General features: G+C 49.0%; 12 protein-coding genes. All 12 read right to left on the bottom strand.

What is annotated here, in order from left to right:
• Positions 1-62: 62 nt before the first annotated feature.
• On the bottom strand, positions 63-1,418 hold the full coding sequence (locus tag ACW6QF_RS14670; RefSeq protein ID WP_456088362.1) for a hypothetical protein: 1,356 nt from the start codon (positions 1,416-1,418) through the stop codon (positions 63-65).
• Positions 1,415-2,437: a FimB/Mfa2 family fimbrial subunit gene (locus ACW6QF_RS14665; protein WP_298550075.1), complete on the bottom strand. Its 1,023-nt coding sequence runs from the start codon at positions 2,435-2,437 to the stop codon at positions 1,415-1,417. The genes ACW6QF_RS14670 and ACW6QF_RS14665 overlap by 4 nt, the downstream gene beginning before the upstream one ends.
• Before the next feature lie 18 nt (positions 2,438-2,455).
• Complete coding sequence (locus ACW6QF_RS14660; protein WP_456088361.1) at positions 2,456-4,339, bottom strand: Mfa1 family fimbria major subunit; 1,884 nt, start codon at positions 4,337-4,339, stop codon at positions 2,456-2,458.
• Positions 4,340-4,363: 24 nt separating this feature from the next.
• On the bottom strand, positions 4,364-5,797 hold the full coding sequence (locus ACW6QF_RS14655; protein WP_456088360.1) for a DUF3868 domain-containing protein: 1,434 nt from the start codon (positions 5,795-5,797) through the stop codon (positions 4,364-4,366).
• 12 nt (positions 5,798-5,809) lie between these two features.
• Positions 5,810-6,400 (bottom strand): DUF3575 domain-containing protein, encoded by a 591-nt coding sequence (locus ACW6QF_RS14650; RefSeq protein WP_456088389.1) that lies wholly within the window; start codon positions 6,398-6,400, stop codon positions 5,810-5,812.
• Between the two features lie 592 nt (positions 6,401-6,992).
• Entirely contained in the window at positions 6,993-7,961 is a 969-nt protein-coding gene (locus ACW6QF_RS14645; RefSeq protein ID WP_456088359.1) for a tyrosine-type recombinase/integrase, read from the bottom strand.
• A 175-nt stretch (positions 7,962-8,136) separates the two neighbouring features.
• Entirely contained in the window at positions 8,137-9,318 is a 1,182-nt protein-coding gene (locus tag ACW6QF_RS14640) for a glycoside hydrolase family 88 protein (protein WP_456088388.1), read from the bottom strand.
• A 55-nt stretch (positions 9,319-9,373) separates the two neighbouring features.
• On the bottom strand, positions 9,374-11,197 hold the full coding sequence (locus tag ACW6QF_RS14635) for a heparinase II/III domain-containing protein (protein WP_456088358.1): 1,824 nt from the start codon (positions 11,195-11,197) through the stop codon (positions 9,374-9,376).
• On the bottom strand, positions 11,197-12,936 hold the full coding sequence (locus ACW6QF_RS14630; RefSeq protein ID WP_456088357.1) for a RagB/SusD family nutrient uptake outer membrane protein: 1,740 nt from the start codon (positions 12,934-12,936) through the stop codon (positions 11,197-11,199). Before ACW6QF_RS14630 ends, ACW6QF_RS14635 begins: the two co-directional genes overlap by 1 nt.
• 12 nt (positions 12,937-12,948) lie before the next feature.
• Positions 12,949-16,095 (bottom strand): SusC/RagA family TonB-linked outer membrane protein, encoded by a 3,147-nt coding sequence (locus ACW6QF_RS14625; protein ID WP_456088356.1) that lies wholly within the window; start codon positions 16,093-16,095, stop codon positions 12,949-12,951.
• A 163-nt stretch (positions 16,096-16,258) separates the two neighbouring features.
• Positions 16,259-20,182 (bottom strand): hybrid sensor histidine kinase/response regulator transcription factor, encoded by a 3,924-nt coding sequence (locus tag ACW6QF_RS14620; protein WP_456088355.1) that lies wholly within the window; start codon positions 20,180-20,182, stop codon positions 16,259-16,261.
• Positions 20,183-20,256: 74 nt separating this feature from the next.
• On the bottom strand, positions 20,257-23,199 hold the full coding sequence (locus tag ACW6QF_RS14615) for a DEAD/DEAH box helicase (RefSeq protein ID WP_456088354.1): 2,943 nt from the start codon (positions 23,197-23,199) through the stop codon (positions 20,257-20,259).
• Between the last annotated feature and the right edge of the window lie 298 nt (positions 23,200-23,497).

Here is a 23,497-nt window from a genome sequence, read left to right as displayed (position 1 = left end):
GCTTACTATGTAGACAAGCATCTACTCGATAAGTAGCCGGATAGCTACTTATCGAGTAGATTTTAAGAAGCGAATATATCCTTAAACCGTAATGTCACTGTAAAGGATAAAGTACGGTTCTCTTCCGTATTTCTCACCTCCAGAATAAATGTTGCAGAATCTTGGTCGCCAGTGGCAGCACCAACCATGCGGCCGGTAATTTTTGTACCGTTTATAGTCAATAAGGGGGTACCGACCAGCAAACCACTTTCATTGTTAATATTGCCGATTGACCAAGCCAATTTATTTACATCATAATTATTACCACTTTCTAACGATTCCAATTTTTTTATTTCGAGGGTAAACGGACCGCCTCCGAATATCTCGCATGCTAAGTTCGTATCCTCTTCGACATTTGTCATTACATCCGGATACCCACCGATAGGCGGATTCTCGCCCTCAATGCCCAACGTCAGTTTATAGCTTGCAAATACCAATCTTAAGTTCCAAACGCGATTGCGCGGGATCCGTTTGACGAAAGAGGTACGTTTGGTTCCACCATGAAAATCTGTAGCATGAGAAAAGGTGCCTTTACTAATTGTTTCCAATGCCACTTCAAAACCATTATCCGTTGCCGATTCGTTCACATAAATCCAGCCAGAGCTTGCTTCTTGAGCATCAGTAGTAGTTGTGAGCGATACATTATCTAATATATCCACAATACTCCATTCGTTTCCTGTCGTTGGCAAAATCGTGTTCCCGTCTTTGCCAAACAGATAAGACTTCGTATTGAAGGGACTGATCTTTAAATGGTTGATAGTTATATCATGTCCCGCTTCATTTCTTATAAAAACTTTCATGCGGCTCACCAAACGAACCAACTCGATCTTTTTCGTCCCCGCAGAGACTGTCCATGTCTCGGAAAAACTCATCGGCAGGAATTTTTTATTAACCGGATCAAATGAGTTATTCTCCCATTCGACAATATCCGGAGGTACCAATGTCACTCCTTCTGCCGTAGAAATAAAACTGTGATCCTTCAGCAACTCCCAATTCGCAAAAGCATAAATCCGTTTCACTCCTCTGGTGACCTCAAAAGAGCCGGACTTCCAGTTTTCCAGATTGCCTGCTTGTGCACCCGTATTGTTGCTCAAATCCGGCTGGAACTTCTTTTCCACCTTGCCGGACGCATCCACGATAAACACCACTAACGAATGGATTAGTTCGCCGTCCAAAGGTTTCAGATCATCGGCGCTCGCTTTCGTCTGCAACGACCCCGATACATCGGAAACGCCCACCTGTAAGTCCACCTCCACCATTTCGGGGAGGTCGGGATCGCCGTTTCCACCCCGTTCGCCGCTCACGCATCCGAAGGCGATGAGGGCAAACAGGCCGGCAAGCAACGGCAAGCGCTTATATTGATTCAATCTGTTTTTCATAATCCCATCTCCTCATTACCAAGTGTCACATCTTCGAGGCGGACAATCCAGTCGTCCACTACCACGTAGAGGCAGTGCGCCCGTCCGCCGGCGATATCCACGTAGGCGGTGATTACATATTCGTCCTGGCGGTCCAGGTACTCCTGTCCCGGCAACTTGTGCGAAGCGATCTGCGTCAGTTTCAGCAAACCTGTCAGGTCGACATTGATGAATGGCGTTATTTCGCTTGCATAGCGGACGCTCAGCGTGCCGGTCGAATTGTCGATCAGGCGGAGCGTATTCAGTTCGGTACAGACGGCATCATAGGAAACAATTGCATTGTCGGCCGACTTGACCGTCTCCACCTGTTGCAGATAGGGCAACCAGGTGATGCGCGTGGCGGATTGCGGTTCATTCTGCGCGTCAAGATCACTATTGGTAGTGGTGACCACTAAATTGAAAGCGTCTTCCTCCAGTTTCGTACCCCGGTTGGCATCGATCAGGATGAAGCGTATTTTGTTAGTGTTCTTCACCAGCGGAAACTCGGTGTCGGTCGCGCCGCCTACCGGGACCGTATAGTCGAGTTCGCCTTGAAACAGACCCGACAATTCGCGATCCACCCGGTTTTCTGTAGCTTTCACCGCCATGCGGAAGTCGTCAATGGAGGAACCTGCGGCAGGCTCCGTCCAGGTGTAATCCGTCTCATTCAGCCCAGCCCAGGCCAGCAGGCGGTAATCACCCGGTTCCAATTCGCTGAGGTCCACTTCGTTCTTCTTCAACTCGTCGCCCTCGATCAATCGCGAAGAAAGGTACTTGCCGTCGCAGTCGTAGATGTAGAGACGGACGTTCTTTTCACGCTCCTGGTTCACCATCTCGTAGGCAAACGCGTCGGCATGTTTGATGTTGTGCCGGTAGACGAAACGGAGCGTGTGCCGGCAAAGAGGAAGTTCGTCATGGATATAATCGCATGAAGTCAGTCCGGAGAGGCCGAGAACCGCCAGTACCGGAAATAAAAGGTATAATATCTTATGGTATTTCATTGTTCTCCTATTTTTTGTTTAAAAATAAATCGTCTCGTCCGGAAGCGGTCCCCAAGGCTTGACTATCACCTCTATCTCGATGTTATCCGGTTCGTCCGGATGATCCGGATTGTCGGGATCTTCAGGATCGTCCGGGTCTATCGGATCCTCGGGCTCGGGATCGAACGGCGGTTCGTAAGGGATGTCATTCCCCAAGCCGTAAATGTCGCGGATACGCAACTTGTAGACGTTATTGCGCACGATGGCATACTCCATGATCCCCTTCGACGGGGCGTTGTTGTTGGAGTGACGGATCCAATGGGTGTAGAAGCAAACACCGTCCACATAGGTATGCAAACCATAGCGTGCCAACAGACGGCGCGTATCTTTGCCGCCCTGATTGACTTGCGGCGTGCCATCTGCACGTAAAGCATATCCGAATGTCGTGTACATATAACTCTTCCAAGTCAATGCAGACGCTTCGTCGGAAGTCAGACGAAGCGATAAATCCTTGTCTTTCAACCATCGTGAAAGGAAACGGCGGTATCCGGTCGGGTCGCCTTCCTTCAAACTCGACGCCAGCGACCGCACGTCATTCCAGGTCTTGCCCGTGAAATCATAGGCCGACACGTCCAAAGCCCCTTCCGTGAAAGCAAGCATCGCCGCTTCGGGTGATCCGTAAATCGCTCCCCCGAAAGCGAAGAAGGTGAACGGCGAGCCGTCCAACCCTTTACGGTAGTCGGCCTCTCCTGTAGCGGGATCGTAGAACAGGCACTTTCTGGGGCCATATAATGTCCTAAACACAACTCCGGTGCTATAGTAAGGCGACTGATCATCCCGCGCCACCGTGTTCTCTTTCGTGTAGCCCACGCGATACCACTCACCCACTCGCTCACCCATGCCATCGGTGAAACGCCAATTGCCTGCCGAAGTACCGAAACTCATAAAATAGTTTTCATAGAGGGCTTCGACCGGTTTGCCGTCCGAAGCGGGACGCTCCGGCCAGTTGGGATTGAACATCTCGCTGTTCACGTTCGCCATCGTCTTATAGCGGCTCCACGGGTCGAGCACGTAGTTCGTCTGGTGGTCACCCCATTCGGGCAGCTCCAGCCCAAGGTATTCGAGCGTGTTTGCCGGGCCGAACCTACCGTCAGGGGCGGCATCGATTACACGCTTGATCATATACGAACCGGCATCCAGCTTGTTGACGATCATGGCACCGGTAATCGACACGCGGGCAGCACCGCCTATGCGGTCCATCACGTCGAAGTAATCGTGCTCCGGAAGATAGTCGATACGTGCCGCATGGCGCTCGACCTCAACGGTCGCCGAAGCCGGGTTGTCGATCGTATTGTCACCGCAGATGTAAACCTTCTCATCCAGATGGCCGTCCGAAGCCATCACGAAACGGGAGTACTTGCCGTTTCTTTCCATCCAAGCCCGTTTTTGCAGGAAGTCGCGCACGCCTCCCAACGTCAAGTCTTTGAGCTGCGGGCGGATGTTGCCTGTGTTGGTAATGACCAGCAGGTCGTACCAGCCGCCTGGCAGTCCCACCAGCACCGGTTCTGTGCGGTTATCGCCCAGCATGGCATCGCGGTCGAGGTAGATGATCTTGTCGATCGGCGTCGAGGCGGGCGAATTTATCCCATCCGTCCCTCGGTAAAAGAGCAGCATCAAATCATCAATGCGCGTTTCGTAGTCCTGTCCCGGCTCATAGCCGTCCCCGTTCTCTCCCCCGGTGGGGTTCGAGCGGGTGAGCGGAGCCTTGGCATCCGGACAATGAAGTGTCAGACGGAAATAGTTCTCTTCGATCGGCTTGTCATCGCCATCGTCGCGTTCCGTCCGAAATTCGTCCGAACAGCCGGCAAACAAAAGACCGCCGGCCGCACAGGCATATACCAATAATTTATGTGCAATGTTCATACCCTATCATTTTTTGAAAATTTCTCATTCCGCACGCTTCGCCTTGATCTGTTCGAGGTTCGCACGTGCCGCATCACCGCAGACGGTGCTGTTTTCCAATGTTTTCAGGATCGCTTCCGCACCGTCGAGATCACCGCGTAGCATCCGGACAGAGGCAAACGCCAATTGTTTCTCGTCACCTTCGGCGGCTTTCGCAAGGTAACTTTCCGCACGGTCCAGCTGCCCTGTCCGGATCGCCGTGTTGGCGGCATTCAGGTTAGACACCGGATCGTCGGGGAACATGCGGACGGCGATTTCAAACACTTCGTTATACTTGTCGCTTCCAGCCTCATAGAGTTGTGCCACCATAAACATTTCGTTCAGGCTGAGCTTCTTCGGATCGGTATAGATGAGCGATTTCGCTTCCTCGGCCGTAAAATTACGGATGTTGTATTTCACCACGTAGTCCGAGTGACGCAAAGCCGGATAGATGTCACGCAGCAGGATCTTATAAGACGTACCGCCATTCAATGTTTTCAACTTCAACTCTTTCTTGTCCATATCGCGCGGTTCCGGATTACGGATGATGGCGAGCAGTTCCGCCTTGTCAGGCAGGTTCATCTCCTCCAGCCGCTTTTCCAGTCCTTCCCAGTCTTCCGGCTCGAAATCGACGCTGAACGTGGCATGTTCGAATCGGTAGAGGCTCTTCACGTAGTCACGCAAAGCCTTTGCACGGTTTTCCGCCAGATAAGTGTTGTTGGCATAAGTTCCTTCGGGAGAGGCGAAGCCCTTGATCCATACTTCCGTGATAGTAGCATAGGGATCGTCGCGTACCGCGTCGATAGTGGAGCGAATGGCGGCCAGTTCACGCGGGTTGTTGCGGTAGTCGGGATAGATCGTGATCTTGTTGACCGGGAAGTCGAGGAACGCCTTCCCTTCGATCGAACGCGCTTTGACCGCTTCGGCTTCGGGCGTACGGTAGGCGAGTAACGGTTTCAGCACAACCGGTTCGGCAAGGTTGATCGGAAAGAGCGGTGAACGATCGTTCATCAAGTTTTCCCAACCGCAACCGCAGACATCCGTCACGAGAGCCACTTCCGACTTCTTCATCCAGGGAGCCATCGGGGTACGGGTGGTATATTCGAAAGACTGTTCCTTGCCATTCTCACGACGCAGTTCATATTCACTATGTGTCCCATACATACGTCCCGTACGTTCATACAGTATATGACGATCACGACCGCAGACAATCAACGGAGTAAGCGCACGGACACTGTCGCCCGCCGTCACGACCGGCGTATAAACGTAACAACGGTTTGAGGGTACTTCTATTTTGCTCAGGTCAAGCGTCATGCCGACGATCAATGTGCCGTCCGCCTTTTCCACGATTTGGTCTTTCACTTTGATTGTCTGTGCCTCGGAGGCGGTTACCGCCAGCAAGCCTGCCAACATGGGCAGTAGGGTTCTGTACATTTTCATAAGATGACGGTATTAAAATTGATAAATCAAATTGATGGCTGCCTGTGTTGGGCCGAAATAATGTTTCTTGACATACTCTTGCCGACGACCGCAATTGGTACAAGGATATTTCTCCGACTCAAGGTAGAGGTAACCCACACCGACAGTCGCTTCCAAATTCCAATGCTTGGAGAGCAGCCAGGAATAACCGTAACTGATACCCGCACCTGCACCCCAACCCTGATGGCGTTCGCCTTCAGTGCCGAGTATTTTGATGTCCGACACATTATATAATATGTACGGGACATGCAACCCGATGAAATGTTTGTAGAACGTTTCACAGAACCAATAGCGTATCTCCGGATGGAGTCGCCAATGTTTGAGAGATTTGCCATAGCTGCCGTCCTCCTCCTTTCCGTCGAACGGGTTCAGCCCGGTTTCTATGTCCAAGCTCCAATGACGTGCCAAGCGAAATTCCCCGCCGACATTGAAAGTTGCCGTACCCCAGTATGGGATATTGGTCTTGATCCCGGCGGTCGAACCTTTTTGCCCGGTCAACCTGTCTTGTGCGTAGAAAGACAGGGGGATCATTAACAGGAACATCATGACGATAAGTTTTCTCATCATACTCTTTGTTATTTTATTATTATTTTTCCCAAATTTCAAGGCCTTATTCGATGCTTTTAATTCATCCGATACCACACGGCCTGTTTCTATGGTTTCCTATACAGTCAGGAATATTGCAATTCCATAATTTTCTTTTCATCTATTTTGATTATCAGTTAAGTCTGCATTCTTTAGTTTTGTACTTATTTATGAAATAAGGGAATTTTAATCTAAAAAAGGATAACCTTACAGTTGTGGAAATAGGCTAATCAACTATTTAGATTAATAAAAAACCTTTATTTTGGTAATAAAGGTAATACAAAATTATATACTGAAATACCATTTATGAAGGCCTTTTACCTGTAAATAAGGTCATCACACTTTCTTATTGCCTGATTTTTAATTATAATTTATGTTGATGATCATAGGATATTTATAGACATAGCATTCCTGCCAGCGTCTCTTCCTTTAACATACTAAAATCGAAAATTAACTACATTTAACTCCTCTCAGGAATATAAAGATTTCAAATGCTAAATTAGAACAGGCTGAATAGTTTAATAGAACAGATTTTTATGCTTAATTGTAACTTCGTAGGGGATTTCTCACCTTATTTCATAAATAAGGTTGTGTTTCCGTTTTCTATTCTATTTAACAAATAATCGATAGAACCTGAAACTTTCCGGTTAGCCCTTGTCAATTCGGAAACATCCAATTCACTTAAATAATAGCGTGTCGTCTTCTCCGAACTATGCCCCAAGGCTTGACTGATAATCGCAACTGAAACTCCGGATTGCAATGCCGCAGATGCCCAGCTATGTCGCATCACGTATGAAGTAAAATGTACGGGAATGCAAAGTTTGTCACCGACCTCCTTCAATTCCTTGTTATGCAAAGCCAGACAGTGTTTATATTGCGAGTGGGTGGGTGAACCGGACGGAAGAATGGGAAAAAGAAACTCCCTTTCCCCATCCGCAGGGGTGTACTTACGAATGATCTGCCACATGCCGGTAGTGATTTCCATACGGATTTGAGCACCTGTCTTACGACGATTATAGACCAATTCACCATTCCGAATGTTGTCCGCCGTCAAATAGGCCATATCGACAAACGGCATCCCGCAAGCTAAAAAACTGAACAGGCACAGGTCGACTGCTAATTCTTGACTCTGAGAACCGTCAGTCTCAAAACTCGCCAGTTTCTGAATGAGCCTGACGGATATGGCACGCTTGACGGTAAATTCACGTTTGAGCTTTAAGCCCTTAAAAGGGTGTTCCACAGGCCGTAACAGTCCATCATAACAGGCTGCATTATAGATTGCGCGTAAACTGCTCTGGTAGGAGTTGATCGTATTTGCAGCCAACCCCTTACATTGCAAATAAGCGGCAAAATCAGAAATCAGAGTCCGGTTCAGGTCTTCCATACGAAACCCGTCGTTTCTCGCAAATTTCAAAAAATGATTGACGGCTACCTGATAAAGTTCCGCCGTACTGGCCTTGTTCAGTTTTTTCTTCAGTGCGATACGCGCATTGGCATATTCGAGAAGCGATAACGAAGGTAAAGTTTTCTTTCGTGCCATTTCTGTATATTGTTTTAAATGATATTGCATTATAACAAATACGGATGGCACTTATTGTCAAATTCTTCAAAAAAGGTGTACCCGGTCTGACGTAATAAAACCCCAGCTTGATACACCCTTGTCTGACCTAATAATAGAACGGTCTTGGCTTCTTATAAACAGCTTAAAAACGAAGCTATTGATGCTCAATATCCCGTTTTCGCTTCAAAGCCTCCAGGAAGTAATAGTCGGCATAGTTCAACGGGACATCTATTTCTCCATTATGCGGAATGCTTCCGACGCAATGCATCAGCAAGAAGTTTCCGTTCGTTCCCAATTCAGCCCGGTAAGCCGGCGAAGCCAGGCTTTCCATGATCCGGTCGGCATATGCCTTATACGTTTGCGGTTCAGGCACATCCATCGTACTGATCTCATACAAGGCGGAGGCGATACAAGCAGCAGCCGAAGCATCCCGGTAATCGTCAGGAATGTTCGGGGCATCCATATCCCAATAGAACACAAGGTCTTCGGGTGTATTCTTATGATTGAACATAAAGCGGACCGCTTTTAAAGCCTGGTCGAGATATTTCCGGTCTCCCGTCTCCCGATAACACAGCGTCAGACCGTAGATGCCCCAGGCCTGTCCACGGCTCCACGCCGATTCGTGCGCATATCCCTGTGCCGTATGGCGGTTGCGTACGGAACCGTCTTTCATGCTGTAATCCACCACATGATAGCAACTGCCGTCCGGACGATATTGTTCCTTCATGGTACGGTCGACGTGCGAAACGGCAACCTTATAGAAAGTCGAGTCGCCGGACAACCGTGTAGCGGCAAACAACAGCTCCAGGTTCATCATGTTATCGATGATCACCGGGCACTCCCAGCCCCGTTCGGAAATCCATCCCCTGTCCACGTCCCACGACTGAATAATCCCTGCCACCGGGCGGAAGCGGGTAGACAAGGAACGGGCGGCTTCGACAATCACCTCCTTATATTCCGGATCGCCCGTCAGACGCAGGCCGTTTCCAAAGCTGCAATAGATCATAAAACCGACATCGTGGTTCCATTTGATATTTTTGGCATCTTTCACCGCCTCCGTATATTTCTTCGCAAGGGGCAACAGGCTCTCATCTCCTGTCAGTTCATACAGATACCAGACCGAACCGGGAAAGAAACCACTGCGCCAGTCGGCCAGGTTACAATAATAAACGGAACCGTCCGGGTTCAGCGTAGTCGGGTTCATAAACTTGCCGCTCGCCTCGATCAGCTCGATCTCTTTTCCTATCTGTTTATGGGCAAACGCAACGTTCTCTTCAACGAATCTGTCTTCTGTCCCTCCGCAGGAGATCAATGCAACACCGAGCACCATACCCATTAAATGTTTCACTTTTACCATATCTATATTATTTATTTTAAATGTAACTAATCACCTATTCTCCCGACAGGAGAACTTTGATAACCTGTACAGGTTCACCCGATACCGATGCCGACAGGATCGTATATCCCTCTATCGGCTTCTCCGCCTCCGTCCCCCTTTTTGCCGTCTTTGCCGTAAAAGAAGCATTGCCGGGCGAAGTGATCTTCAAGGAAAAAGATTTACCGTCCTTCCTGAGAACGGCAGTATTTCCTTTGCATTCGACGTCTGCCGAAGTTATCACGGACCATTGCACCGATTGGGACGGGTTCTGCAACCCTACGCTGTCTGTAACCAGTATGCGGGTATCGTCGAGCATGCGGAAGGTCCGGTAGACAAAACGGCTCTGTCCGGCATAAGCCGTGCCCATGTCCATCGTGACAAAAGGTTGGGCGGCCTTGTCATCCTGCCATTTGATCTCGCCTGTCCCGGCCGAGTTTTGCAGTTTATGGTCGATCGACAGCGTATTGTGGCTGAAATTCGAGTTTCTGAAATACGACCAGCGTTGTCCGTCCGGCTTGTAATCCCAGAATCCGGGCAGACTATAGTTATCGCTCCCCAGATCGTCCGTCCACCTTATCCCGTTCGTCTCGACGATAAAGGTCCCGATATCCAGCTGCTGGTGCGCCATATCCGGATCTCCGGTCTTGGCGATCAGATAAAGGCTGTTAGGGACATTCCGGTTCCCGTTGAACACGACAATATCATTGATACCTTCGTAAACTTTCAGTTTCGGCAAGGCATCGGCAGGAGAAGAGGCCGTATCGTACCAAGGTATGGACAGGAAGTAGAATCTGAAATAATTCTCGCTCTGCACGGTCTTTGACAAGACATTCCGGTAGAAAGTCGCTACCTCCGGCTGGCGGAAAGCCCGGCTGAAATAAAAGTAAATGGGTTCTGCCGCAGGAGCCGTACTGCCGGAATTGGCAAAATTGAATATCTTGCCGGAAGGACTTGTGCTGTGCATATAGTACAGGACGCTTTTATCCACCCCCTCCATTTCCGAAAGCCCGAAGTCCTCGCCAAAATTATCATTCAGCGCCTTCAGCAAAAGAGACAGGTACATGTTCGTATATCCCCAATAGGCAGGTCCCTCATAACAAACACCGTCCGGTGCAAAATGCTTCAGACAGTTCGGGATGTACCTGACCGCTTCGCCGATGATGTGCTCCGCCAGTTCCGGCTCATGCTCTTCAATAGCCAAAGCTCCCAATACCATGCCGGTATTGCATACCACATTCCAGTTTGTTTCGCGTTTCGCCCAGGAATCCGCATTTCCGGTTTTATATTCCTCGACGACAAGGTCCAATGCCTTTGTTTTGATCGAATGGACAACCAACTGCCTGACCGAAGGAGCCAATACATCGTACAGCCAGTCATAACCAATGGCTACGGCTGTCGTCATCTCCGCCACATCCAGGTAGTGGACAGGGTCCCAGTCCGGGAAATTGCAGACGTGGACCAGTTCTTTTTCCGCCTTCTCCGCAAAACGTCTGTCTCCGCTCAACCGATAGGCCAATGCCAGGTTGACCATCCGGTAAACCTGTTCACGGCTGACAGGCAGTATGTCTTTCGTGTTTTTAATTTTCCTTCGAGGATCTTCCTGGGGAGGAACCGACAACAAACGTTCCGCCTCCCTCATCAGGCCGGCACGCAAGCTATCCAATAGTGGTTCGGTTCCGAATAAACCACGAACCCTTTGTTCCTCTTGCTTGCTGAAAAGCAACCTGGGATGCCGGCGCAACTCTTTTCCGGGTTGCCGGACAGAAAAACTCCGTCCGGCAACCGTAAAAGAGAACAACAGGAAAAATAAACCTATTAAGTGAATCAATCTCATCATTACCAACCCGGGTTCTGTGTCAACTCCTTATTCCGTTCCCGTTCCACACCCGGTATAGGCCAAAGCATATCCCGTTCGCTAAACAGATGGGTATAGATCGGTTCGCCATAGATATTGACCGCATCGACATTGTCAAGCGCTTTACGGGCAACCTCATATCCCCAACGGCGCAAGTCGCTGAAACGAAGTCCTTCCCCGGCAAACTCGACGGCACGCTCCTTGCGTATCCGTTCGGCCATCTGCTCTTTGCTGCTGACAGCCATCCATGCGGGACCGGAGTTCAAGCCCGGCATGTCGACACGTGCACGCACCTTGTTGAATTCGGTCACGGCCTTGTCTAACTGCCCCGCCTCGTTATAAGCCTCGGAGAGCATCAACAGAACATCGGCAAAGCGGATCAAAGGGAAAGCGAACGGTGTATGCAAACGGTTACTGATCGCACCGCCCTGGTCTCCTTCGGCCACGAACTTCCGATAGAGATAAGAGACCCAACCTGCGTTGTTTTGGATCGTACCACCATTGGCATTTCCAGCCAGGTCATGATCCAAGGCAAAGATCAGATCCACATTAGTAGTACGGCCAATATTTCCCATATAGTGTGAATAAGGGACAATCACTGTAGCCATCAATCTCGGATCGCGACAAGTATAAGCACTCAATATCTTGGCTGTATCCGCTTCGCGAAGTCCCACGATCGCTCCTCCTTCCTTCATCTCGATACTGAGAAGTTCTTTACGCTCATCAGGAGACATGGCATTATAACCGGGGAAAATCTCATCCCAGTTGAAGGGGCGACCGTCCTTAAACTCATACATATCCACCAACTGTGTGGAAGGGACCGTATTGTTCCAGCAGCTCCCATAAGCGCCACGACATCCCATCAGAGCCTGTATCTGCATGCCATACTCGGTGCCGACACCACTCTTGTTCTGGATCGAGAAGACCGTTTCCGGGCTTTTGGCTCCGTTATAGAGTTTGAATACACGGGCGTAATCGTCGTCGAGGGCATAGCCGTAGTTATCGGACTTGTTATAGACGATTTCCTCAAAATCGTTGATGGCAGATTGCCACTCTTTGTCATAAAGATGCACTTTACCACGAAGGGCGTAGGCTGCACCTTTAGTAGCACGTCCATATTCACCGGCGGCATGTTCGACAGGGAGGAACTTGATCGCTTCGTCCAAATCTTCCAAAATACGGGCACGTACCTCTTCGAGGCTGCTTCTCGGTTGCTTCAGGTTCATAAACTCCTCGTTGACATTTGTCGATTCGTCATAGTAGGGAACCCCACCGAAAAGATCTGTCAAGGAAAAGTAGAACATCGCACGCAGGAATTTGGCTTCCGCCACGTACTCATCGATCTGTTCGTCCGTGATGATACCGCGCATGCCTTTTACCGAACGTATAAAGGTATTGACACGATGTACACCGTCATAGAAGGTCTGCCAATGATTTTGTATCGTTCCGTCACGGTCTGTATAGGTCGACAGGAACATCATATAATAGTTATACCCGTAAGCGATATCTCCCAAATGGTCGAAGCAGAACTGGTAACCGTACGCCTCGTTCAGGCGCAGCATGCCATAGATTCCCATCAAGCCTTGATGGGCATGATCGCCGGTCTTGTAAAATGTTCCTTCGTTGACTTTGTCTCCCGGATAGGTCTCCAAATCATAGCAACCGGTGAACGTCATGGCGGCTAAAAGCATTGTCGCCAAATAGATTATGATCTTTTTCATGTCTTCAACTATTTAAAATGTAAGGTTTAAACCAAATGTTGTTAATCGCATAGTCGGATATTTCGTGCCCGACACCTCAGGGTCCAATCCCTTATATCCCGTAAAGGTCAAAGCATTGTCGATGCTGACATATAAACGGAAGTTGTCGATCAGGAGTTTTTGCGAGAGATGTTTCGGGACCGTATATCCCAACTGGACGTTTTTCACCCTCAGGTAAGACTTGTCCTGTACCCAGAAGTCACTTGCCACCCGGTTGCGTCCGTCGGTATAGTTCAACAGGCGCGGATAAGTGGCATCCGTGCGGCCCGGATACCAACGTCCGTCTGCAATAGTCTTGTTGATCTGGTTCCCCCGGCGCACTTGCGGCCAATAGCTGGCGCCATCCAATCCGCTCCAATAGGTTTTCAATCCGGTAGCACCTTGCAGGATACAGCTGAAATCCCAGCCTTTCCAGTTGGCGCCGAAATTAAATCCGAAAGTGAATGTCGGGTTGGTACCATTACCGACTTTGATCTTATCGTTGTCAGTGATACATCCGTCCCCGTCGATATCTTTATATAAGAAATCCCCGTATTCCGGCTTCTTGTATTGTTTGAAGGCATCCGGATTACTCGCTTCCATCGCTTCCACTATCGCCATATCTTCTTCGGTCTGGATGATCCGGTCTACCGAAAGCACATACTGGACATTGATCGGTTCGCCTTCCAGGATCATATTGGTTCCGTTCAGAGACATTTCGTCACCTTTGAACTTCGTCACTTTATTCTTGACAAATGAGAAATTACCTCCGACAAAATAGTTGACAGAACCGACTTTGTCGTTCCAGTTCAAGCTCAACTCGACCCCCCGGTTACGGACTTCAGCCGCATTGGATTTAGGAACGGTAGCATTACCATGCACCAATGGCGCCGGCAGTTCGATCAAAATTCCTTTGGTGTTTTTGACGAAAGCATCGACGGTTCCGCTCAATTTAGAGAACAGGGCGAAGTCCACACCAAAGTTCGTGACATAAGAGGTTTCCCAAGTCAATGCCGCATTCGAAAGAGCACGTTGTGCCATACCGATCTGCAAGGCGTCGTTCAAGACATAATTAGAGGCCTGGTAATACAACTGATAGTCATAGTTGCCCACGGCATTGTTTCCTAACGAACCATACGAAGCACGGAGCTTCAACTGGTTAAGCCATGAGATATCTTTCATGAAGGCTTCCTGTTCCATACGCCAACCCAAAGAGAAAGAGGGGAAATAGCCCCAACGATATTTTTGGGCAAAACGGGAAGAGGCATCGGCGCGGAGATTGGCTTCCAACAAGTATTTCTCGTCCCAGTTCAAATTGACCCGGCCGAAGAATGAACGCATGGACCAATTGGAGTAAGTACCCGTCGCCGTCGCATTGGCAGTGGCGGCATTCAACTCCGTCAGTTCCGAAGAGGTCAGCTTCTCCTTGGAGGCCTCGAACCAGTTGTTACGATAGGCTTCCTGGCTGGCGCCGACCGTTGCCTGGATATTCAACCGGTCGATGTCGGTTTCATATCTGACCAATCCGTCCATATTGTTACGGACAGTCTTGTTGTTGCGGTTGATTACCTTCGAAACTCCGGTTCCGGCAATCTGCAACGTATTGTCGTACAAGTTCCACAGATCATGGAAAACCGGTTGCTGGTACAGGAACTGGTCGGAAAAAGCATAGGTCCAAGATCCTTCGATCGTCAACCCTTTGAACGGCCTCAACTGGGCATAAAAACGGGAAACGATGTTATTGGTCGTGCGATTTCCTTTGACGTCGTTCAACATCTTCAAGACATTGTTGGAGCTACTCTGCGGGTCGTCTTCCGGGTTGTTTACCCCTCCATACCTGCCATCAGGCGCCTGGTAGCAGATACCCGGCGTAGTAGCTTGCATATAGGTATAGAAATTGTCGTTCGATTCGGTCTTCAACAATCCCAGCTCCTCTTTTCCACGCGTCCCGTACGCATTGACACCTATGGTAAACCAATCTTTTACTTCCGCATCCAGATTGACACGGGCGCTGTAACGTTCGTATCCGGAATTTTCCATAATACCGGGATTTTTCATGTAATTGCCCGATATATAATAGTGAATCTTGTCAGACCCGCCGTTGATATTGATCGTATGGTTCTGCATCCATCCGGTCTGGAACAGAGCGTCCTGCCAGTCAGAGTTCGGATATTTGACAGGATCACTGTCACCGGCAGCCCGCCACTCGTCGATTTTCCCCTGGCTGAAGATAGCGGGGAGGTCGCTGTTGAGCTGCCCTTCGTTATACAATTCCATATAATCGGCATAATTGGAGACCAAATCGATATGGTTCGCCACTTTCTGCATCGTGACATAACCGTTATAAGAGATTTTCGCTTCACCGGATTTTCCTTTGCGGGTAGTGATCAGAATGACACCGTTTGCCGCACGGGAACCGTAGATGGCAGACGAAGCGGCATCCTTCAAAACCGAAATACTTTCTACATCCTGCGGGTTGATATTATTCATGCTGGCTTCCACCCCGTCGATGATTACCAACGGATTGGAATCGTTTAACGTACCCTGCCCGCGCACACGGATCGTCGCCCCGTCATTACCGGGCCGTCCGCCATTACCGGCTGTTACGGAAACACCGGGAGCCATACCGGCAAGCCCGGCGGAAAGCGAAGTGATCGGACGGCTGTCGACCATCTTGCTCATATCGACAGAAGCGACCGCACCGGTCATGTTCACCTTCTTTTGCGTGCCGTATCCCACAACCACCACTTCATCCAAAGCCTGTGAATCTTCTTTCAGCAAAAGCGTGAAAGAGCTCTTCCCGTTCACCGGAATCGTCTGGTCTATATAACCGATATAGGAAACGACCAGCACGGCATTCGAAGATACCTGCAAAGAGAAACGGCCTTCCATGTCCGTAACCGTCCCGTTGGTGGTCCCTTTTTCCACTACGTTGGCGCCGACCACCGGGCCGAGCGCATCCTTCACAACTCCCGTAATCGTCATTTTCTTTTGCTGAGGCAATGCCACGGCGTGTTTTTCCGTCACTTCCTCCCCGTCACTAACCGGATTGGCCTGGGTAACTCCTGTCGACAAGCACAGTGTGGCCATTCCTGCAAACATCGTTTTCCTAAAGAAAGGAATGTTTAAATCATTCATCATGAATAGGTAGATTTAGATTAATAAATTTTGATAAACTCTGGTGGCAAATGTAGCCGGGCATACACAAACGAACCTATACAAAGCGTCCGTTTCTTATATACACACAGTCCAAATAGAAGATTTAACTATTTGAATATAAACTATTAGCAGTTTTATCTGGTTCTTACTCCTCTTTTTTCCTGAACTGAACAGGCGATACTCCGAACTTCGCCTTAAAGCATCGGCTGAAATAGACAGTCGAGGCAAATCCTAACCGGTCCGATATTTCGTTCACCAACAAATCCGGCCGTTCCCGTAACAAGGTTGCCGCACGGTTGATGCGTTGGTTTTGTATAAATTCGCTGGGAGTCATTCCGGTCAGGTTCTTGACTTTTGTAAAGAACGAACTACGCCCCATGTTCAGTTCGCGGGCAAGCGCATTGATATCAAAGTCCGGTTCTCCCATCCGCTGATCGACGATCTCCACAATCCGGTTCAAAAGCTGCTGGTCCAATGAGGTCGTAGCCAGCAACTGCACATCAAAGTCAACCTGTTTTGTCAACCGGGACTTCAACAACAAACGATTCCGGATCAGATTATTGCAGCGCATCAACAATACTTTTGCATGGAAAGGCTTGCTGATATAATCATCCGCTCCCTGTTGAAGCCCTTCAATATTATACTCGACAGAATCGAGAGCCGTCAGCAAGACGACCGGAATATGGCACAAATCGATATTATTCTTGATTTTCATGCACATCTCCATACCACTCATCAAGGGCATCATGACATCGCTGACAACCAGATCCGGCTTTTCCTCATTCGCCTTCCGCAATCCTTCTTCCCCATTCCCGGCTAATATAACCTGATAGAAAGGGGCAAAAAGCGTATTTAATATCTGTAGCAGCTCTTCATTGTCCTCCACAATCAGAACTTTATAAGCGCCGACTTTCAGACCCGGAAAAGCTTTATCCATTTCTTCATATTCTTCGGGGGAAATGGAATCCGCCAAAGATTCTTCCTTAATCATCGGTTCGTCCGGGCTTTCCAGAAGAATCGCATTCTTGTCATTTTCAAAATGGACCTTTCCCTTCAATAACGTGACTGTAAATATCGTTCCATAGCCGACCTGGCTCTGCACCGTGATATCCCCATGATGAAGATGAATGATATTCTTGCTTAAAGCCAGTCCCAGCCCCGTACCGGGGTTGGCCCCCGCTACCTGTTTCCCGTTTTCGGCCTGATAGAAGCGGTCAAAGATATGCGAGACGTCATCTGCCGAAAGCCCGATACCCGTATCGATCACTTTCATACGGACCTCATTTTCATCCGAGGACACATGCAATTCTATCGTACCTCCCGGCTTCGTATATTTGAAAGCGTTTGACAAAAGATTGTAAAACACTTTCTGCAACTGATTGGAATCAAACCATAACAACAGATTCTCCTCTGCATGATGAAAATCAAATGTAATGGATTGCTGTGCCGCCAGCTCGCAATAAGAAAGATAAATATCTTTCAGAAATGGAATCAGGTTCTGTTCGCAAACATGCAACGAGACATAATTCTGCTCTAACTTCCGGAATTCCAACAGTTCGGAAATCATATTCCGCATCCGGTTGGCATTCTTGCTGATCTTAATAATCCGGTTATACAAGGTCGGAGGAAGGGAAGAACTCTGAAAAAGCATATCTATCTGGCTGATAATAAGCGTCAGCGGCGTCCGGAACTCATGGCTGATATTGGTAAAAAAGCGTAGTTTCGCCTGGTTCAACTCCTCGTTACGCTCTTTCTCTTCCCGTTCCTTTTCAAGGGACAGCGCCAGTTTGCGCCGGGCATTCAGAATCCGTACAGTCAGATAAGTGATCGTAAAAACAGTCAGGACATACAGTGTCCACGCCCAACCCGTTTTATACCAGGGTTGGGCGATCTGGATATCCAGAGAAATTTCACGGCGGTTCATCAAATGTTGGGACAGATTCTTTTCACGGACCAGCAATGTATATTTGCCGGGATCCAGGTTCGTATAATAAATGCTGGAAGAAGAGGTGGAAACCCAATCATCGTCAAAACCGACCAACCGGTATTGATATTCATTATTCTTTTGGATATCGATATAATTGGTGGTAGCGAAGTTTATAATCAGATTGTTTTGCTTGTAGTTCAACCGGATCGATTTGCTGAAAGGAAAAGCCTCCTCCAGTATGCCTCCCGAAGCGATTCCCGGATAGATTCTCTTATTATGGATATACAACTCTGAAAAATATAAGGAGTAATTCTTTTCCGTCTTATCGAGATCCTCCCGGTAAAAAGAGGTCAGTCCGTCATTTCCTCCGACAAAAAGTTCATTATTCCGGCACACCAGAATGCCGCAGCCATCCGCAATGGATGTGATCGGCAGGTTCGCACCCAACGTCGCAAACCGGGTACTTCCGCTGAAAGGATTCAGGAAAGTGACTCCCTTGTCACTGGTCACCAGCAATTCTTCCGAATTGGTCTCTGCGACATTATAACAATAATTGCTCAACAGATGTCCGCTTTCCTGCGAATAATGGACAAAGGAATCGGTCTGTCCGTCATACCGGTACAGCCCGCCTCCCAAAACCACGAAATAGATATCCCCGTCGCGGGTAGTCATGATCCGTTTCGGTTCGAACCGGATTCCATAACCGGGCAGAGCATAATGTTTCTGATTGTCCGGACGGGCCAGCTCTATCCTGTATAAGGAAGTCCCGATCAGAATCCATAGATTCTCTTCCCTGTCGATCGTAAAGCTCTGGGCATTCCTGCATATCCATTGGAACCGGTCCGTATCGAGATCCATCACAAAGGTTCCGTTCATCGCGCTTACATACAACTTATCGTTATGAATCATCGTGTGGAAGATGATGCCGTCCGGCTTTATGTCTCCTTCCCTGTAATCGTCCAGGTAGTTATGAAAAATACCGGTCTTTATATCGTAACGGGTAAGTCCTCCGTGATGCGTGCCGATATACAAGCGGTTCCGTTTCCCGTCATACGCGATGCACTTCAGGTTATTCTGCAATACGGAATTGCGATGGCCGGCAGTGAAGTACTTAAAGGTTCGTGTCTTGCGATCCATGAAGTTCAATCCGCCTCCTTCGGTACAAATCCAGATGTTGCCATCGTTATCTTCCGCCAGATTCCCGACGAACGAATAATTCAGGCATTCCTTTCGCAAAGGGTTATCCGTATAATGGGCGAATATTTCCCTTTCGGCATTAAAATAGTTCACACCTCCATAATAGGTACCGACCCATATCGTTTCCTGCGCATCTATATAAACAGAGAAAACGGAAGAGTGCGACAGGCTACCCGGCAAATGATCCTGTTGATATACCGTAAACCGGTCCGTGTAGGGGTTATATTTATGCAGTCCCATAAAAGTGCCGAACCAGATATTCCCAAACCGGTCTTCGGCAAAGCTCCGTATTTGGCTGTTCTCGATATGGAAAGGTGCGGGATTGCTCTCCGAATACCAGGTGATCCGCTCGTCTTGCGTGATCCTGTACAAGCCGCCGGTACGGCAACCGGCCCATATCTCACCCGTAGAGCTTTCAAATAAGCGGTAAAACTCAGGTCCGTCAATCAGACAACGGACTTTTTTATCTTCCCCGATCACATACAAGCCTTCATACGTCCCGATCCAGATCTTCTTCTCCGAAATCAGCAGGCCGGATATGCCGGGGGTGTTTGTCTTCACATAAAGTTGCAGGCTATCCCCTTTTTCGTCATACCGGCAGACCCTATCTTCATAGCCCGTCCATATGTCACCATTTGCCGAAGTAACCGTTTTCGCCTTACAACCGCCGACGACATAAAATTTCTCTTCCCGGATATCATACCTTACCAACGAATCGCACGTCCTGAAGAAAATATCCCCTTGCCTGTTTCCGGTGAGATGATCGCATTCATGTCCGAGCAAAACATTTATGGAACTTTCCGGGTCCAGGTTCTCCCAGCCTTTATACACCCGCATCCGTTCCCCGTCATAGATGCTGACACCTTCACGCGTACCGAACCACATGCGTCCCAGACGATCCTGATAAATCGACATAACAGAGACCTGCGACAAACCGTCGCTCATACCAAGATGTTTAAAATAAACAGGATAGACCACTTGGCGTATGAATACAAAACACAACAACAATAGCAGCTTTTTCATATCAGTTCCCTCCACTCCTCATCAGTCAACTGTTGCAGCGGATCGTTTTCGATGATAAAGCGATCCGACAGATCGCTTTTCCGTTCCTGTAACCGGCGGATTTTTTCTTCGATCGTGCCGGAGGTGATGAAACGGAAAACAAATACCTGCTTCTGTTGCCCGATACGATGCGCACGGCTCTCCGCCTGCATTTCGGCTGCCGGGTTCCACCACGGGTCCAGGATAAAGACATAATCGGCATCAGTCAGGTTCAGCCCTACTCCACCGGCTTTCAGAGAGATAAAAAAGGCGGAGACCTCTTTATTCCGGGAGAAACGGGCGATCTCGCCTTCCCGGTCCGCCGTACTTCCGGTCAGCAACGCATATTCCCAGCCGCGTCTCTCAAACTCGGCGGCAAAAAGTTTCAAATGGGTGACGAAGGATGAGAATACCAACACCTTATGCCCCTCGCTCAACAAAGTCTCATACGCTTCCAACACCTGATCCATCTTCCCGGAACTTCCCGTATATTCCGGGAAAACCATACCGGGATGATTGGCAAGCTGCCGAAGACGGGTGATGCCGTTCAGAGCGACAATTTTGTTCTTATGCCATTCCTCAAGCAAAGAGTTACGCAACGTATTTTTCTCTTTCGTATAAACATCCTGCTGTTCTTCCGACATTCCGCAATAAACCACCTCTTCCATCAGCGGCGGCAGTTCGGGTGCCACCTGCCTTTTGGTACGGCGAAGGAAAAACGGGCGGATCAGTTGCTGCAACCGCTGCCGGGCACGTTCGTTGCCTTCTTTTACAACCGGATGGATGAAACGGTTCCTGAAATCCGCCAACGACCCTAATAAGCCGGGGTTGATAAAGTTAAACTGGGCCCACAAGTCCTTCAGCGAATTCTCAATCGGAGTTCCGGTCAATACCAACCGGTTGCCGCTCTTAAGACGCATGACAGCATGATAAGAGACCGAGTCGGGATTTTTGATATACTGGCTTTCATCCAGTATCACATATTTGAAGGTATAATTTTCCAGCAATTCAATATCCCGGCGCAGCAGCCCGTAAGTCGTCAATACGACCGGATAGCGGTCGAATTTCTTCCACGGCTCACGGCTCCGCTGATCCCCGGCATATTCATATACCCGCAAAGAGCTGAACCGTTGCACCTCTCTTTTCCAATTAGGAAGCAGGGAGGCAGGAACGACAATGAGAGAGGCTTGCACCTTGTCCGGCTGTGCAACGGTCCGTACCGGAGAGGCCGACAGCTCCTCTTCTTCATCGCCAAAAAGAGCGTATTGCCCGAACTTATCGACCGGACAAGACGACGGAAGCATCGGTTCCTGTGGCCGGACAGCCTCCGGGGCGGACGGATCATACAGATATTGTAACAACGTAATGGTCTGCAAAGTCTTTCCCAATCCCATATCGTCCGCCAGACAGCCCCCGAAACCATTGGCGGCAAGATGCGCCATCCATGTAAAGCCTTCCCGCTGATAAGGGCGGAGCGTTGCACGTATCCGGGGAGGGACCGGTATCTCTTCTTTTTCCACATACGCTTTCGAAACGGCCGGAGCAGTGTTATCTCTCAACCCGTCGACCAACCCCAAATACACCTTACGCACACGCAACTTGCCTTCCTGCTCGCTACTAAAACTGAAAAGGTCGCCATATTTTTCAAACCATTCTTCCGGCAGCAAAGCCACCTTCCCGTCCGGTAGTTTGAACAAACGGTCACCTTCCAGGATATGCTTCCGGAAAAGGATGAACGGAAACACATACTCCCCGATCCGGACGGTTATACGAATTTCGAACCAGTCCGGCGTATCCGCAATATCTTGTTCCAAAAGAATATCGCCCACAAAATAGGTCATACCGGAACCGCCATCGACATTCAACGTAAAATAAGCCTCCAACTCCTCTTTATGATCGTGAAGCCATTCAACCAGCGCATATTCCGATACACAGCCGGCACGTGAAAACTGTGTATCCCCCACTTGCACGAAACCATGGACGCCCAATAAATCCAGGCACTCCTGCTCCTTCCCCGGATTACGTTTGAAATAGCGGATTACCGTTTTTCCCTCCTCTTCCTCCAAACGCGGATAACAGCGTTGCATCGCCTGCCCGGGAGAAAAACAGGCGTCGCCATAATAAAAACGCAGCTGCACAACCGGACGGTCCAAAACAGAAGGCGAAACCGACAGTTCCGCCACACAGGGCCGGTATTCCATTATCATATCGAAGCCCGAAGCACCGACCGGATAACGGACCATCATCGGCAAGACGATCTTCTCCAGATAGCGGTGCGCCTCTGAAGCGGGAACTGCCACAAATGTCTTTTCCAGAAAAGGATTCAGCCGCGGCATCTCGATCCGTTTGAAGACAAGCAGATCACGCCCCAAGACCAATATGGCGGGCCGTGCACACAAAACAAGTACCGGTTTCTTCTTTTGCAGCGGAATCGAACGCCCCTCCAATTCACACTCCACCGTGTAGCGAAAGACTTGTTCCGTCAGTTCAAACCTGAACGAGGCCTCAGCCAAAGCGACAGGAATAAAAATCCGGTGATGCTCGTATAGAAGTTTTGTAGCCGTCTCTCTGATATACAGAGGTATGGATGAAGCCCGAAGCTGCTCGACAATCTCCCGTTGCTTCCGGTCGATATAATTCCGCACGGGCTCTCTACGGGCAGGGTCGGACAGTTTCGACAGAAACTCATTCACGGTCCGTTCCTTCGAATACACATTCATCAAATTCTTTTCGGAATAACACTGGGACAGGGAAATAATCTTTTTCTCGGCCTCATTCAGCCGTCCTTCTTCCATAAATGTGGCTTTCTCCTCCGCCTCAAGCACACCCGGCGAAACTTCTCTTGCCAGGTACGGGATCAGCAGCGGACCGAAAACGGGATGATTATTAATCGTTACTATTAACCGGCGACCTTCAGACATATCTTTTCCTTCAATCTTACAAAGATAGAGGGCTTTTGCCGATCCGACAAAAGATCCACCCGGAATTTTCTTCCTTACGCCTTTACCCTTATTGTCATATTCCCCCAAAAGCCGTTAGTCCAAATCGAAACTACTACCGCATCTATTTCGGTTTTCTACCCCATATAATCCGAATGGGTCTTGTTCACTTTTGCTGCCTTATACACAAATCATCATTCTTTTGAGTAGTTCTATGCTTCCTCGTCCATAACACATTCTTTTAATCATCTTTAATTTGTTGACAAATCCTTCTGTAGTA

The organism is Parabacteroides sp. (assembly GCF_977054455.1).
This window is presented reverse-complemented; position numbering and strand designations above follow the sequence as displayed.